11 protein-coding genes and 1 pseudogene are annotated in these 13,636 nt (G+C 69.5%); 7 read left to right on the top strand and 5 right to left on the bottom strand.

The window, feature by feature from the left end:
- Positions 1–1,668: 1,668 nt before the first annotated feature.
- Positions 1,669–3,177, bottom strand: a pseudogene (locus tag QK444_RS20010) (DEAD/DEAH box helicase); the annotation flags it as partial.
- A 514-nt stretch (positions 3,178–3,691) separates the two neighbouring features.
- Between QK444_RS20010 and QK444_RS20005 the strand changes: the two are divergent.
- Both QK444_RS20005 and QK444_RS20000 read left to right on the top strand, forming a co-directional pair.
- Positions 3,692–4,726, top strand: a complete 1,035-nt coding sequence (locus QK444_RS20005) for an alpha/beta fold hydrolase (protein ID WP_282782499.1) — start codon at positions 3,692–3,694, stop codon at positions 4,724–4,726.
- A gap of 25 nt (positions 4,727–4,751) precedes the next feature.
- Positions 4,752–5,447 carry a ferritin-like fold-containing protein gene (locus QK444_RS20000; RefSeq protein ID WP_282782497.1) on the top strand — a complete coding sequence of 232 codons (696 nt, stop codon included), beginning with the start codon at positions 4,752–4,754 and terminating at the stop codon, positions 5,445–5,447.
- 13 nt (positions 5,448–5,460) lie between these two features.
- Here the strand turns inward: QK444_RS20000 and QK444_RS19995 are convergent, their stop codons facing one another.
- On the bottom strand, positions 5,461–6,327 hold the full coding sequence (locus QK444_RS19995) for a glycosyltransferase family A protein (RefSeq protein WP_282782495.1): 867 nt from the start codon (positions 6,325–6,327) through the stop codon (positions 5,461–5,463).
- Between the two features lie 166 nt (positions 6,328–6,493).
- Here QK444_RS19995 and QK444_RS19990 point away from each other — a divergent pair, with 166 nt between their 5' ends.
- The gene (locus QK444_RS19990; RefSeq protein WP_282782493.1) at positions 6,494–7,396 is read left to right on the top strand and encodes a glycosyltransferase; all 903 of its coding nucleotides are present in this window, start codon (positions 6,494–6,496) and stop codon (positions 7,394–7,396) included.
- A 198-nt stretch (positions 7,397–7,594) separates the two neighbouring features.
- On the top strand, positions 7,595–7,822 hold the full coding sequence (locus QK444_RS19985) for a DUF3107 domain-containing protein (RefSeq protein WP_282782505.1): 228 nt from the start codon (positions 7,595–7,597) through the stop codon (positions 7,820–7,822).
- Positions 7,823–7,890: 68 nt separating this feature from the next.
- On the opposite strand, the gene QK444_RS19980 is transcribed toward QK444_RS19985, so the two are convergent.
- Positions 7,891–8,556, bottom strand: coding sequence for a TetR/AcrR family transcriptional regulator (locus QK444_RS19980; RefSeq protein ID WP_282782491.1), 666 nt, complete (start codon positions 8,554–8,556; stop codon positions 7,891–7,893).
- Between the two features lie 462 nt (positions 8,557–9,018).
- Here QK444_RS19980 and QK444_RS19975 point away from each other — a divergent pair, with 462 nt between their 5' ends.
- A complete protein-coding gene (locus QK444_RS19975) occupies positions 9,019–9,954 on the top strand; it encodes a DUF3152 domain-containing protein (protein ID WP_282782503.1) in 936 nt (311 codons plus the stop codon).
- Between the two features lie 107 nt (positions 9,955–10,061).
- A complete protein-coding gene (gene moeZ / locus QK444_RS19970) occupies positions 10,062–11,246 on the top strand; it encodes an adenylyltransferase/sulfurtransferase MoeZ (RefSeq protein ID WP_282782490.1) in 1,185 nt (394 codons plus the stop codon).
- Between the two features lie 374 nt (positions 11,247–11,620).
- On the opposite strand, the gene QK444_RS19965 is transcribed toward moeZ, so the two are convergent.
- Positions 11,621–12,430: a histone deacetylase gene (locus QK444_RS19965; RefSeq protein ID WP_282782489.1), complete on the bottom strand. Its 810-nt coding sequence runs from the start codon at positions 12,428–12,430 to the stop codon at positions 11,621–11,623.
- Positions 12,396–12,557 carry a hypothetical protein gene (locus QK444_RS19960; RefSeq protein ID WP_282782488.1) on the bottom strand — a complete coding sequence of 54 codons (162 nt, stop codon included), beginning with the start codon at positions 12,555–12,557 and terminating at the stop codon, positions 12,396–12,398. The genes QK444_RS19965 and QK444_RS19960 overlap by 35 nt, the downstream gene beginning before the upstream one ends.
- A 176-nt stretch (positions 12,558–12,733) precedes the next feature.
- Here QK444_RS19960 and QK444_RS19955 point away from each other — a divergent pair, with 176 nt between their 5' ends.
- Positions 12,734–13,585, top strand: a complete 852-nt coding sequence (locus tag QK444_RS19955) for a TIGR02569 family protein (RefSeq protein WP_282782501.1) — start codon at positions 12,734–12,736, stop codon at positions 13,583–13,585.
- The last annotated feature ends 51 nt before the right edge of the window (positions 13,586–13,636 follow it).

The following is a 13,636-nucleotide window of genomic DNA, read 5'->3' as shown; positions in this document are numbered from 1 at the left end:
GCGGGTGCGCTTCGGCGCAGCCGCGTCCGCTGCACCCGTGCCCGCTGCATCCGCAGCGCCGGTACCCGCCGTGTCCGAGCCCCCTTCGACGCTCCGGTTCGATTCGGTTGCGCTGGAATCGGCTTCGGCCGCGGCCTTGGTCCGTCGCGTGCGGGTGCGCTTCGGCGCAGCCGCCTCCGCGGCGTCCGTGCCCGCAGCATCCGCCGCGCCCTTCGTCGCGGTGCCCACTGCGCCCGCAGCACCGGTGCCCGCCGCGTCCGATCCGTTCTCGACGTTCCGGCCCGATTCGGTTGCGCTGGAATCGGCCTCGGCTACGGCCTTGGTCCGACGAGCCCGTGCGCGCTTCGGAGCCACCGTGCCGGTCGTGTCGTCGGCCGCCGTGCCCGCGTCGGGTGTCGCGGAGCCTGCGGGGGAGACGACCGCCGCGTTCACGTCGGCCGCGCCGGTGTTCGTGCCCGTGGTGGCGGAGGAGCCCTGGGCCGTCGTGGCGTTCGCGTCGGCCGCGGACTTGCGGCGGGTGCGCTTGCGTGCCCCGGCTTCCGGCTCAGCTTCCGTGCCGGTGCCATTCGAACTCGGTTCGGTTGCGGCCGTGCCGGTTTCGGTTGCAGCCTTGGTCCGCGGGGTACGGGTCCGCTGCGGTGCCGCGGTATCGGAATCGCCCGCCGTCACGGCCTCGCCGGCCTGCGCGGCAGCGGCTCCAGCCGCCGCGCCCGCCTCGGCGGGTGCGGCTGTATCCGTTTCCGCGGTGGCGGCAGTGTTCCGGGTCGGTGCGCCCGCTGCGGCCGTGGCCTTGCGACGGGTGCGCTTCGGCGCTGCCGCCGCGGTGTCGCCCTCCGCCGAAGTCGCGGTCGATTCCTTTGCGGCGGAATCCGCTTGACCAAGCGAAGCCGCGGCGATGTCAGCCGCCGCCGCATCGGCACCGGCTGCGGTCGCCGCCTCGGCCGCCGGGACAGCCGCGTCCGCGCCGGCCCCGGTGGTATCGACTGCGGTGCGCCGGGTACGGGTGCGCTTGGGCCTCGTCACCGTTGCGTCAGCGTTCGGGGTGACCGTCGGGTCAGCGTTCGGGACGACCGTCGAGTCAGCGCTCGGCATGACCGTGCCGTTCTGACCGTCGGCCGCGGAAGCCGCTGCGGCCGAGGCACTCTCGGCGTCACGGGCGGTGGCGTCAGCGGCCGTGTTCACGGCGTCGGTGACGGCTGCGCCGTTGGTCGCGCTCGAATCGGCGGTCGTGCTCTTGGCGCGCCGCGTGCGGGAGCGCTTCGGAGCGACGCCTTCCTCGGCCGCGGTGGGCTTGGAGGCATCCGTCGCCACGTCGGTGATCGCGTCGTTCGGCGCGGCCGTGTCCGTGTTCCCGTGCGGGGCGGTACGAGGCTCGTCCGCGAGCACCGTGGAGTCGGCGTTCTCGGAACCCTGGGCCGCGTCGGCGTGGTGATCGGCCGCCCCTTCGGCGCTCACCGTGGCGGAGGCGTCGGCGGTATCCGTGCCGGTGGCCCGGTCGGTGCGGTCGGCACCGCCGCGGCGACGGCGGCGACGGCGGCCGGGACGGTCCGCTCGCGCCTCATCGGACTCGGTCGCGGACGATCCGTTGTCGCTCGAAATCGCTTCGGCGGCATCGGTGTTCGCCGCGTCGTCGGTGGTCCGCGCGGAACCGGCTGCCTCGTCGGACCCGCCGCGTCCCCGGCGGCGACGACGGCGACGCCCGGGCTTGTCGCCCTCCGCATCGCCCGCGCCGTCGGCGCTGGATCCGGTGGTCGCGTCGGAACCGGTGGTCGCCGCATCGTCCATCGGCTGCCCACCTCGGGTGCGACGGCGGTTGCGCTTGCGCGGGGCGCGCGCCTCGCGCTCCACCACCACGGCGTCCTCGTCGCGTTCGGGCTTGCGCTTGCGGATCACACCGGTCACGCCCTCGGGGATGCCGAGTTCGGCGTAGAGGTGCGGGGAGCGCGAATAGGTCTCCACCGGTTCGGGAATGCCGAGTCGGAGCGCGGAATCGATGGCGCTCCAGCGGTTCAGCTCATCCCAGTCCACCAGGGTGATGGCGACGCCGTGGCGGCCCGCGCGGCCGGTGCGGCCGATCCGGTGCACGTAGGTCTTCTCATCCTCCGGGCACTGGTAGTTCACCACGTGGGTGACATCGTCGATATCGATGCCGCGCGCCGCCACATCGGTGGCGACCAGCACGTCGATCTTGCCCTCGCGGAACTTCTTCAACGCCTTCTCGCGCTGCACCTGGTTCAGGTCGCCGTGCACCGCGCCGACCGCGAACCCGCGCTCGGCCAGATCGTCGGCCACCTTCTGCGCGGTGCGCTTGGTGCGGGCGAAGACCATGGTGGCCCCGCGGGACTCGGCCTGCAGGATGCGCGAGACCAGTTCGCTCTTGTCCAGCGCGTGCGCACGGTAGACGAACTGCGAGATGCGCTCGGTGATGGTGGTGGCGTTGGCTTCCTCGGCCCGGATATGGGTGGGCCGGTTCAGGAAGGTGCGGGCCAGGGTGATGATCGGCCCCGGCATGGTGGCCGAGAACAGCATGGTCTGCCGCTGCTGCGGCACCATGTTCAGAATTCGCTCGATATCGGGCAGGAAGCCCAGGTCGAGCATCTCGTCGGCTTCGTCCAGCACCAGCACGCCCACCTTGCCGAGCACCAGATGCTGCTGTTCGGCGAGGTCCTGCAGGCGGCCCGGGGTGCCGACGACCACGTCGACGCCGTCGCGCAGCGCCGCGATCTGCGATTCGTAGGGGCGGCCGCCGTAGATCGAGGTGACCTTCAGCGGGCCCTTCTGATTGCGCAGGTACTTGGAGGCGTTCTCCAGATCCTGGGTGACCTGGACGCACAGTTCGCGCGTCGGCACGATGATCAGGGCACGGGGGGTGCCGTCCAGGGGAGTGGTGCCGGAATCGGTGGTGGCGATGCGATGCAGCAGCGGCACGCCGAAACCGAAGGTCTTGCCCATACCGGTGCGGGCCTGACCGATGAGATCCTCACCGGCCAGCGCCAGCGGCAGGGTGAGTTCCTGAATGGCGAATGTCCGCTGGATGCCCATCTCGTCGAGGGCGCGGACGATTTCGGAGCGCACGCCCAATTCCGCGAAAGTCGGGGCGGTGTGGGTGTCGTCCAGTTCGGCTGTCAGCAGGGTGTCGGCGACGCCGGGTTCCTGCTCTACGGTGATCTTGCTCAGGTTCGTGCCTTCCTCGTATATCGCGTCTCGCGCGCACGAGGGTGTGGGGCGGGCCCGGGCGGCCCGCGACGACCACTGATCCATTCGCTGTCATCGGCCGCTGCGGGATACCCCAAGGCCGGTCGTTGGTGACCGATTGCTGGCATCTACCTGGCGCGGCGCTCGGGATGACGTGGATCCGGTGCGCGCACATTTTCTCGGACTTCGGCGACCCCTGCCCGTGCGGTTCACGCCTGCGGGCAAACCGGAGTCGGGCGAAAATTTCCGTTGTCCGGGGAGATTGTAGCGTGATACGGTCGTCCACTCTTTTTCCGCCACCGCAATTGCGCGGGTTATTGCCGTATCCGCATGGTTCCTATCGGCTTCAACCGATGCGCCAGGTCCGCGTATTCCCGGTGGCAGGTGCTGCGGCGCAGCATAATTCGATCTTCGAGCGTGTGGAGTACGGCCGTTAGGCAGTTGAGTTCATCACATAGGTGATACACGTTGTACCGGCATGTGCGAAGTTGAGCGGGTGAGTTTGGCAGACACCGTGACCACCGCCGCGCGCAATGCGTGGGCCCTGACCTTCGGCGCGGGCATCGAAGCCCCCGAGCCCACTCCGTCGACGGTGCTCGACGATCGGCCGCACCGCCTGCTGCACCGCTACGACGGCGCCGCCGCCGACGCCCCGGCCGTACTGCTGGTGCCGCCGCTGGCCGCGCCCGCCTTCTGCTTCGATCTGCGCCCGGACCAGAGCCTGGTGCGCTTCCTGCTCGACTCCGGCCGCGCGCCCTACCTGGTCGACTACGGCGATATCGGATACGCCGACCGCGACATGGGCTTCGAGACCTGGATCGACGACATCCTGCCCGAGGCGATCCGCCGGGTCTCGGCCGATCGGGGCGGTCGACCGGTGGATCTGGTGGGCTGGTCCATCGGCGGGGTGCTGGAACTGCTGACGGCCGCCGCGGACCCGACCCTGCCGATCCGGTCCGCCACCGCCGTCGGCGCACCGCTGAGCTACGACCACATGGTCGGCATGCCGCAGCTGCGCCAGCTCGTCAAGGTGACCGGCGACCGCGCCGCCGTGGCCGCGGTGCACCTGGCCGGGGGTGTGCCCGCCCCGCTGACCCGCATCGCTTACCGCGTCACCGCGTGGGAGCGCGAGGTGAAGCGTCCGTGGTTCATCGCCCGCAATCTCACCGACACCGCCACCCTGGCGCGCATGGAGACCATCGACCGTTTCCAGAACGCCCTGCCCGGCTACCCGGCGCGCTTCTACAACCAGCTGTGGAAGCGCTTCATGATGGCGAACGACATCGGCAAGGGCGTGGTGCGACTGGGTGAGCGCCGGATCGAGCTGGCCGATGTCACGGTCCCGGTGCTGTTGGTCGGCGGCCCCGACGACGCCATCACCGCGGCCGCCGCCGTGCGGCACGGCACCGAGACCCTGACCGGCTCGCCGGAGGTGCGCTACGAGACGGCCCCCGGCAGTCACCTCGGCATCCTGCTCGCCCGCGACACCACGTGGACCTACCTCGACAAGTTCCTCCGCGACCTGCCCTGACGCGCCGGAAGCTAGGGTGTAGAGCATGGGAGCTGACACGTCTGCCGCGCTGGGTGTTTCGGAGGTTTCGGGAAAGGTCGCCGCGGACGATCCGGGGGTGATCGACCTCTTCGCGGTGCTCGCCTACGGCGAGATCTCCGCGTTCTACCGTCTGGCCGAGGAGGCCAAGCTGTCGCCGACCCTGCGCGGCAAGGTGGCCGTCGCCAAGATGGCGGGCGCGGAGATGGACCACTTCACAACGCTGGAGCAGGCCCTCGCGGCGCGTGGGGTGGACGTCTTCGACGCCATGGCCCCGTTCGTGCGCGCCCTGGACGCGTATCACGCCTCCACCGACCCCTCCACCTGGCTGGAGTCGATGGTCAAGTTCTACGTGGGTGACGGCATCGCCGCCGACTTCTACACCGAGATCGCCGACGCGCTGGCTCCCGAGGTCTCCGAGGTGGTCCGCGATGTGCTCGCCGAGACCAGCCATTCCGAGTTCGTGGTGGAGGAGGTCCGCACCGCGGTGGCCCAGAACCGGTCCGAGCGCGACCGGCTCACCCTCTGGGGCCGTCGCCTGCTCGGCGAGGCCATCACGCAGGCCCAGTACGTCATGGCCCAGCGCGACGAGCTCACCGATCTCGTGCTCACCGCCACCGGCGACCTGAACGGCATCGCAACCCTCTTCGAGCGCATGCAGAACAGTCACACCGAGCGCATGACCGTACTCGGATTGGGCTGAGCGCGACCGGCGGTCAGCGCGAGCCGACCGGGGAGATCCGCTCCGACCCGGGCCGCAGGCTGAACCGCCGTCGCCGGAAGTCCCACCAGCGGTAGATCGGCCATTGCACGGTGTGCCCCAGCCACGCCGTGACGATCATGAATCGGTGCAGCGGGCGCACGATGAACCCGTGCTCGGAGATGGTGCGCAGGCCGAGTTGCTGATATCGCCACCAGCGCAGGGGACCGGTGCGTCTGCGGCGCGCGGAGGTCCGCGCCCGCAGCCGGGTCGGCTGGTCGATGCGCAGCCCCCGTTTCGCCAGGCACAGCGCCAGATCCAGATCGTCGACCACATCGACGCGCACGCGCGTGTCGTCGCGGACCTGGTGCCAGGCGTCCCGTCGGATCGCCATATTCGGCCCGTATAGATTCCCCACCTGTCCACCCAGCACGCCGAGCCGCAACAGCAGCCACTGCCCCGACCGCAGCAGGAATCCGATCGGCGAATCGTGGTAGGTGCACAGCCCGGTGACGGCGGCGGTCTCGGGATGTTCGGCGAGGAAATCGAGGATCGTCCGGGCCCAATCCGGGTCCACCAGCGTATCCGCGTCGGTGCGGGCGATCACGTCGCCGCGGGCCTTGTCGAAGCCGCAGTTGCGCGCCGCCGCGATACCTCGGGTCGGCTCGTGCACGAGTGCGAGTTTCGGGTGGTGTTCGGCGATCCGGTGCACGATCTCGGCGGTGGCGTCGTCGCTGCCGTTGTCGACGACGATTATCTCGTCGATATCCGCTTGGGGCAGCAGGCGTTCGAGCGTCCGGGCGATCGAGGTGGCCTCGTTGAGGGCCGGAATGACCACCGACAGCGTCTGTCGGGGAGTGGGATGGGGCATCGGGCTGTCCATTTCGCTATCCCAAGTGTCTACTGGGCGCTCGATCCTCGCAGTCTTCGCCCCATTCCGCATTCCCAGGAATGGGAAATCCGGCCGGCCTCGCGCTCGACGAATATTATTGCGTCGCACCGCCGTTGGGTGGTGCATACCTGCGACCGAAGCGCTGAGAGCGGATTTCATGAACGATGCACCACCGACCGCGCGCACACCAGAATTGGTGTCGATCATCATCCCGGTTCACAACGGACTGCCCGATCTCGACGAACAGTTGAACGGGCTGGCGGAGCAGGACTACTCCGGCCCGTTCGAGGTGCTGATCAGCGATAACGGGTCCACCGACGGCCTGCGCGCGCACATCGCGAATCATCCGGTGCACGAACGGCTCACGGTGCGCTATATCGACAGCTCCGCCACCCCGGGTGCGCCGTTCGCCCGCAACAACGCGGCGGCCGTCGCCGCGGGCGACTTCCTGGTGTTCATCGACCAGGACGACCGTGTATACCCCCATTGGCTCGGCGCGCTGGTCCGGGCCGCCGCGGAGTACGACGCGGTGGGCGGGGCGATCGAGTCGGATACGCTCAACGACCGCGCGTCCGCCACCTGGCGGCCGGTGCCCGCACCCGCCGAGGGCTTCGCCACCCACTGGCTGCCATTCGCGAATGGGAACAACACGGCCTACTGGCGCACGGCCTTCGAGAAGATCGGCGGGTACGACGAGGCTCTGATCACCGGTGGCGACGACGTCGACATCTCGTGGCGGGTGCAGCAGGCCGGGCTGTCGTTCGGGCACGCGCCGGACGCGCTGATCGCCTACCGCCTGCGCACGGAGTGGCGGGCCGCGTGGCGACAGTGTGTCGGCTACGGATACGGCTACGCCGAGGTGTGCGTCAAGCACCGGCCCCTCGGCTGTCCGCGGATTCCGATGCGCGCCGCCCTGACCTCGCTCGTGGTGGCGGTGCTGTGCCATCCGCTGAACCCGTTCACCCGCCGTCTGGTCCCGCCCGGGCTGTGGATCATGCACACCGCCGGTCTGGTCGGTCGGCTGCGCGCGAATCTGCGCTACCGGACCTATACCGGCTGAGCGGGATCGGCCGTGGTGCGCGGACCCGCCGCGGCCGAGCGGTGTCGTCCATGCTGGGCGGTGTCGTCCGTGCCGAGCGGTCTCCCGAGGTGGGCGCGCACTGTTCGCTGACAGCGCAGGGCGGTCCCTGACCGACCCGTCGCGGCCTGCATTAGCCTGATCGGAGACAGCACAGGACACTACGTTCGGAGGTTGGCCGTGGAGGTCAAGATCGGTATTTCGGATAGCCCGCGTGAACTGGTGATCGCCAGCTCGCAGACCCCCGAAGAGGTCGAGGCGCTGGTGACCGGTGCGCTGCAGGGCGAGGGCGGTGTGGTCGCGCTGGTCGACGAGAAGGGCCGCAAGTACCTGATCCAGGCCGCGAAGGTCGCCTACGTCGAGATCGGCACCTCCACCAGCGGCCGTGTCGGCTTCGCCGCCGTGTGAGAACCCTGAAACGACGAGTGCCCCGTTGAATCGCTCAACGGGGCACTCGTTTTCGTCGGGGGAGATCGTCAGTCGATGGGGTGCAGGGGGACGTGCTTGAGGCCGCCCCAGCAGAGGGCGACGGTGGTGTCGACCGCTTCTTCCTTGGGGATGGGCCGGTCCGCCTCCAGCCAGTAGCGGGCGCTGAACTGGCTCGCGCCGACCAAGCCGACCGCCAGCACGCGGGCGCGGTAGGGGTCCAGCCCGGAATCGTGGGCGACCAGGTCGAAGACCGCGTCCACACACGCCTCGGTGGCCTGTTCGACCCGCCGCTGCACCTGCGGCTCGCTGGTGAGGTCGGATTCGAAGACCAGTCGGAAGCCCTGTGTCTCGTGGTCGACGAAATCGAAGTACGCCTGGACGGCCGCCTTCACCCGCTGCTTGTTGTCGGTGGTGGAGCGCAGCGCCTGCCGCACGCTCGACACCAGGGCGTCCACATAGTTCTGCAGGACCGCCAGATACAGCTCCAGCTTGGATGAGAAGTGCTGGTACAGCACGGGTTTGCTGACGCCCGCGCATTGCGAGATCTCATCCATGCCCGCGGCGTGATAGCCGCGCAGCACGAAGACCTCACTGGCGGCGGCGAGTAGCTGAGCGCGGCGGGCGTCACGGGGCAGGCGGGTTCCGCGCTTACTCGGCGCCATGGCCTCGGACGAACTGCGGCGCGCAGTCATCCGGTCCACGAGGTCTGTCATTATCCGATCTCCCAGTTGATTCCCGGACGTGGAGGATGTGCGCCGGGTATCCATCGAACGATACTCGCACGGGACACCGCGGGCGATCCTGGTTCCGATTTTTGGTGTGCTGGATGTTGTCGCGCGTCACAGTATGTAAGAACGACTACCGCTTTGTGAGTTCTGCCGCAATCTTCGGGTGAGATATGTCGCAGCGTCGCGGTGGGCCGTGCGGCCCGTCCGGCCGGGTTGCGTCACTGTGAGACGCTGGAGTGCGTGACCGACCATGGGGGCAGATATACCGGCGGGCGCGATTCACGCCGCCCCGTGGGAGCTGCCACGCCGCGCGCTCTCGGCGGTTCGAAACGAAAAGGCAAACCGACCGGGCCGGTTTATGACCCGCTGGGCCTCTATACCGGCGCGGGCAGCGTCGCCGCGCGCACCGACGACGCAGGGCCGCGGCTCCCGCATCCACATCAGCCGCTGCGGGCCCGCTGGGATCCGACCGCGCCGCCGGAGGACGCCCACAATCGCTCCCGACCGCAGCGTGAGACCAAGAAACAGAGCGCGCTGGGTCGATTCGTCTCCACCTACGGCTGGCGCGCCTACGCCTTGCCGGTGCTGTTGTTCGTCACAATTCTGGTGGTCTGGGACGCGGTGCGCGGCGGCGGGCAGAGTGCCGGTTCGGCGCCCGGTTTCGGGCGATTGAGCGAGCGCTCCGAAGAAACGGGAATTTACGGCGCACCACCCAAAGGTGACGGCAAATTCGCCGCCGACCTGCCCACCGGCGCATTGCCCGACGGCGGCCCCTATGCGGTGACCGGTGCGGGCACCTGGCATGTGGTGCCGGGAACCACGCAGCAGGTCGGCACCGGCACCGAACGGGTATTCACCTACACCGTCGACATCGAGGACGGAATGGACACCTCCGGAATCGGCGGCGACGCATCGGTGGCCGCGATGGTGGAGGCCACCCTCGCCAATCCCAAGAGCTGGACCCACGATCCGCGGTTCGGCTTCCGCCGCGTCGATTCCGGCGAACCGGATTTCCGCATATCGCTCACTTCCCGCGAAACCACCCGCACCGCATGCGGATTCGAGATCCCCATCGATTCCTCCTGTTACAACTCCGATCTGGGCCGGGTGGTGCTGTCGGAGGTGCGCTGGGTGCGCGGCGCGCTGTCCTACGAGGGCGATATCGGCTCGTATCGGCAGTACCTGGTCAACCACGAGGTCGGCCACGCCATCGGCTACCACGAGCATCAGCCGTGTGAGTCCGACGGCGGCCTGGCCCCGGTGATGATGCAGCAGACCTTCGGCACCAAGAACAACGAGATCGCCGCGCTCGATCCGCACGGGGTGGTGCCCATGGACGGCAAGAAGTGCCGCTTCAACCCCTGGCCGTATCCGCGCGGGTAGCGCCGCCTAGGCTGGGGAAGAACGCCCCGGTCCGCCGTGTTGCACTACGGTGTGCTGCCGTGTCGCGGCAGGCGTGATCGGTGAATTCGATTCGAGGAGTCCAGGACGTGTCATCCACCAAGTCCCTGCCGCCGCTCGTCGAGCCGGCCGCGGAGCTGACCCGGGACGAGGTCGCCCGCTACAGCCGCCACCTGATCATCCCGGATCTGGGCGTCGACGGGCAGAAACGCTTGAAGAACGCCAAGGTGCTGGTGATCGGTGCGGGCGGGCTCGGCTCCCCGGCGCTGTTGTACCTCGCCGCCGCGGGTGTGGGCACCCTCGGCATCGTGGAGTTCGACGAGGTCGACGCCTCCAACCTGCAACGGCAGATCATCCACGGTGAATCCGATATCGGCCGGTCCAAGGCCGATTCGGCGCGCGACTCCATTCTGGAGATCAACTCGGGCATCACGGTGAATCTGCACAAGATCCGCCTCGAACCCGAGAACGCGATCGACCTGTTCCGCGACTACGACCTGATCGTGGACGGCACCGACAACTTCGCCACCCGCTACCTGGTCAACGATGCCGCCGTGCTGGCCGGGAAGCCCTACGTGTGGGGTTCGATCTACCGCTTCGAGGGCCAGGTCTCGGTCTTCTGGGAGGACGCCCCCGACGGGCGCGGCATCAACTATCGCGACCTGTACCCGGAAGCGCCGCCGCCGGGCATGGTGCCCTCCTGCGCCGAGGGTGGTGTGCTGGGCGTGCTGTGCGCCTCCATCGGGTCGATCATGGTCACCGAGGCCATCAAGCTGCTGACCGGTATGGGCGATCCGCTGCTGGGCCGCCTCATGGTCTACGACGCACTGGATATGACCTACCGGACCATCAAGCTGCGCCGCGACCCGGACCGGCAGCCGATCACCGAGCTCATCGACTACGACGCCTTCTGCGGTGTGGTGTCGGAGGAAGGTCAGGCGGCGGCGATCGGTTCCACCGTCACCGCCCGCGAACTCAAGGACATGCTGGACGCGGGCAAGCCCGTCGCCGTCGTCGACGTGCGTGAGCCGGTGGAGTGGGACATCGTCCGCATCGAGGGCGCGACGCTCATCCCCAAGGACCGCATCCTCTCCGGCGAGGCCCTCGCCGAACTCCCGCAGAACACCCCCATCACCCTCTACTGCAAGACCGGCATCCGCTCCGCCGAGGCCCTCGCCGCCCTGAAGAACGCGGGCTTCTCCGACGCCACCCACCTCCAGGGCGGCATCGTGGCCTGGGCCAACCAGGTCGACACCTCCCTGCCGGTGTACTGACCCACCCGGCCCGCAGATCCCGCACCTCCGTGGGCCGATCAACCCGGGTCGGGCACTCGCGGGGACCCGGCGACACCGACCCGCACAGGTGCCGTCGACCGTGACCGACGGCGGCCCGCGCCGCTGCAGCGCGGCGCGGGCTGTGTGCGTCGGGCTGTGTGCGTCGGGCTGTGTGCGTCGGGCTGTGTGCGTCGGGCTGTGTGCGTCGGGCTGTGTGCGTCGGGCCGTGCGCGCAGGCGTGGTGCGCGCAGGCGCGGTGCGCGCCGGGCGGCACTGCCGGTAAGCGTTCGTGATCGTGGCGTCATGTCCACGTACCGCGTGGCCCGCCTGTCACCTCGTCGGCTTCGTGTCGTGTGGGCTTCGTGCCGCGGTGTCTAGGGTGGTGTGGGCTGGACCGGGTCGGCCGCGGGTGATGTGGCGATCCCCAGCGCGGTCCTGATCACCGTGTCGAGGTCCGCGTGGTTCCAGTGGTCCCGGATGCCCGGCAGTTCGGCGGTGTACGCGCGGATGCGGTGGTGGGGCCAGCCGTGGGTTTCGTGCAGGCCGGTCGCGATCAGGCTCAGGTAGCGAGCGCTGGGCGGGCGAAGTTCGACGGCGGTCGGGGTCCCGGGGGCGGTGCAGGTGAGGATCGGGTGGCCGTCGAGTTCACCGACGCGGACCAGGGTTTCGTAGCGGCCGGGGCCGAGGGCGTCGCGGCCGTCGCGCAGCACCCGCGTCAGGTCCAGTTCCGCCCGCGCGCAGCGGTGCATCTCCTGCTCGACCAGATCGGCGAACTGTCCGACGGTGAGCAGGTAGCCGCGCGCGGCGGCCTGCCCGGGCCAGCCCGCGCACCGCTGCGGCGCGTAGAACGCCATCCCGCCGCCCCACACCCGCGACTCACCGCTGAAGTAGACGCACCCGGGCAGCGTCATGGGTGCGCTGCGCACCGGCGGCCGCCGATTCCGAAAACCGGAGTACACCCGGGTGGTGCCGTCCGGCGTCCCGCCCTCGAGATAGAAGCGGAACCGCGCCGCCAGCAGATTCGACCCGTAGGCGGCGTACCAGACCAGCGTGTCGTCCGTGTTCAGTGACCCGGTCCGATCAGACCGAGCGCGATGCCCGAACGGCTGCGGCTGATGGTCAGCGATGGAATCCAGACCTCGCCCCGGTTCATGCGGCCGAGTCGCGGGAGCGGCGGCGCGCATCGGCTGCGGCGGCCAGCAGATATGCCTCGGCCTCCCGCGCGGCGGCCAGGTCGACTTCCGAATCGACCGGCGTCACCCGCTCGAGGCTCTCTCGGACGGCCTCTCGTGTCAGGGCAGCCTCGCTCATGAAACCAGTCAACCAGATTCCGCAGGCGGCCCGACCAGATTTTCCGAGTGCGGGGCCGCGCGAAACGAGCGCCGATGTGGGTCACAGTGCGATTGCGTGCCGGTTCCGACCGGGCGGTGTGTCCGGTGTGGCTCCGATTTTCGGTTCCGTTGCGCGGGTACGGTACGCGCGTGACCATGACTGCTGTGGAACCTCCCGAGCATGTGCGCGCCACCTTCGGGCTGCGCGAGGTGGTGCCGGTTCCGCTGGGGACCTGGGACGGCGGCTGGCGCTGCGCGGATGTGGTGCTGAGCCCGGTGACCGATCACGCGCGGGCGGCCTGGAGCGCGAAGGTGCGGGAGGGCCTGCGGGTGGACGGGCTGCGCCTGGCGCGGCCGGTGCGCGCCACCGACGGCCGCTACGTCGTCTCCGGATGGCGCGCGGACACCTTCCTGGACGGGGTGCCCGAACCGCGGCACGACGAGGTGGTGTCGGTCTCGCTGCGACTACATCAGGCGACCGCGCAATTGGAGCGTCCGCGTTTCCTGGCGCAGCCCCCGATCGCGCCCTGGGTGGACGTGGACGTCTTCGTGGCCGCCGACCGCGCCGCCTGGGAGGCGGTGCCGCTGCGCAGCCTGAAGATCGGCGGCATGCTGCCCGCCACCTCCCCGGACGGGGAGCGCAGCCTGGAGTTGATCGGCCAGCTGGCCACCCTCCGCAAGCCGGTGACCGCGGCTCCGCAACTGGTGCACGGCGACCTGTTCGGCACCGTGCTGTTCTCCGGTTCCTTCGCTCCGGGCCTGACCGACATCACGCCGTACTGGCGACCCCCGTCCTGGGCGGCCGCCGTCATCGTGGTGGACGCGCTGTCCTGGGGCGGCGCGGACGACGGCCTGCTGGAACGGTGGTCGAGCCTGCCCGAATGGCCGCAGATGCTGGTCCGTGCGGTCATGTTCCGCCTCGCGGTGCACGCCCTGCACCCGCGCTCCACCCCGGAAGCCTTTCCGGGTCTGAACCACACCGCCGACATGATCCGCCTGCTGCTCTGAACCGATTCGGGGACGAGTGGTCGGGAGCCGGATACCCGGCGGTGTCGGCGA

The sequence above is a fragment of the Nocardia sp. CC201C genome (assembly GCF_030010695.1).
In the GTDB taxonomy this organism is placed as follows: Bacteria; Actinomycetota; Actinomycetes; order Mycobacteriales; family Mycobacteriaceae; genus Nocardia; species Nocardia otitidiscaviarum.
The sequence above is the reverse complement of the archived record's forward strand: the minus strand, read 5'-3'. Positions and strand labels throughout refer to the sequence as shown.